Origin of the sequence: Alkalibaculum bacchi, from assembly GCF_003317055.1 — a bacterium.
GTDB classification, from domain to species: Bacteria; Bacillota; Clostridia; order Eubacteriales; family Alkalibacteraceae; genus Alkalibaculum; species Alkalibaculum bacchi.
The window spans coordinates 1-1,582 of the sequence record NZ_QNRX01000043.1 but is presented as its reverse complement, the minus strand read 5'-3'; the positions used below and the strand labels follow the sequence as shown (position 1 = coordinate 1,582).

Annotated in this window: 1 protein-coding gene; it reads right to left on the bottom strand. The window is 38.7% G+C overall.

Features of this window, described 5'->3' with window-relative positions:
* Positions 1 to 70 precede the first annotated feature (70 nt).
* A complete protein-coding gene (locus DES36_RS14620; protein ID WP_113921957.1) occupies positions 71 to 1,447 on the bottom strand; it encodes an IS4 family transposase in 1,377 nt (458 codons plus the stop codon).
* Positions 1,448 to 1,582: the final 135 nt, after the last annotated feature.

The window sequence follows — 1,582 nt, the reverse complement described above, 5'->3', positions numbered from 1 at the left end:
ACTCAAACTTCGCACATCATAAATGGCATAAATCCATTGCAACATAATACTTTCACCTAAAAATAAAGTGTTATGCACAGCATTTTAGGTTGTTTTTTATCATGTGCGGTAAGTTTTGAACAAATTTTTCAAGGAGATCTTCCACCTTATCATCATCTAGGCGCAAGACATCCTGAATGGCACACAACATAATTTCTACCAACAGCTGGTAGGATTCTTGGTAAGTGATGTCAGCTAATTCATCACATGCCCAGTAAAATAGCTCCCCTATACTGCGTTCATCTATGTGAAATCTATTTTCAATAGACAGCACGGTATACCGGGTAAAAACAATGGCTACATAGGCTGTCTGAGCATCAAAAGATAGTCCCCTGAAGGATTTTGTTAGTTTCAGATAGGACTTGCATACTTTGAAGAACACTTCAATCCCCCAACGTTTTCCGTAAATGCGAATTACTTCATCTTCAGAAAGCGTGGGGTCTGTAGTAACTAGAACCAGATAATCCTTACGATTATTCCGGTTTCTTACAAATACAAGCTTAAGTGGAATGATGACATCATCTTTTTGCACTGAGGCATCCACTGAAAGTAAGTATCTGGATCTGCCCCTACGTTTTTTGCAGGATGTGTAGATTTCTTTAACGGACTTCTTCTCTCCGTTAAAGAAATAGTGGACTTTGGATGTTTTCTTTGCCATTGCGATGGCGTCAATTCCTGTTTTCTTCACTGCTATTAGCGAAGAAGGACTGCAAAACCAAGTGTCGAATAGCACATATTTTGCACTGATCCCTGATTTCAAGGCAGTTTTGATAAGCTCTATCATGACAGTTGTAGCTTTACGCTTAGACTGAAGTCTTCGTTTTGCCGCAATGCTTCGATTGTCGAGATTGCCCTTAGCTTCATTCAGAAGATTTTTATCATTTGAAGAAGAGAGCAGTGACCCGGCAACTGGAATGAAAGTATTACCATCAGACCAGCCTAGAGTAAGCAATCGGAATCCTTTCGTGTAGCGATGTTTTACATGATCGAAAACCCTGGAGAGCAGCTCTACGTTTTTCGAACGATTTCGTTCAAACAGGGTATCGTCGATGATTAAGACATTCTCCCTGGATTCATGGGTAAGTCGAGTAATACTTTGATTAGTCACCTTAGCAGCAAGCAACGTGGTAAACTTTTGCCAGTGAATTTTGGGAGAATTCATAAATCGGTACACAGTATCCTTCTTGAACTCTGGACAATAGTGGTTGGTGACGTAATTCATGTACATGGAACGATTGATAAAGACGATGCTTAACAGATATTCAAAAACGGAAACCACCGAAAAACCTTTAGTTTTGTAGGCATTGCATGCTTTCAGCAATGCGCCTATTTGATATTTTTTCAAAAAACGAGTGACAAGTTTCGAATTAGAATTTAAGTCTGGGTTGGTTTGTGTTATAATTTTCATAGCATGAGCCTCCAGGTTGTTTATTTGTTTTTCGCAAACTCAATTATAACAAATCTGGTGTTTTCATGCTATTTTTATACCTGTAAACCCGGAATTCCAATACTTGTATTCAATTATTTATGTGCGAAGTTTGAG

Coding starts and splice junctions, on each gene's coding strand:
- DES36_RS14620 (WP_113921957.1), bottom strand. CDS start 1,447: ATGAAAATTATAACACAAACCAACCCAGACTTAAATTCTAATTCGAAA.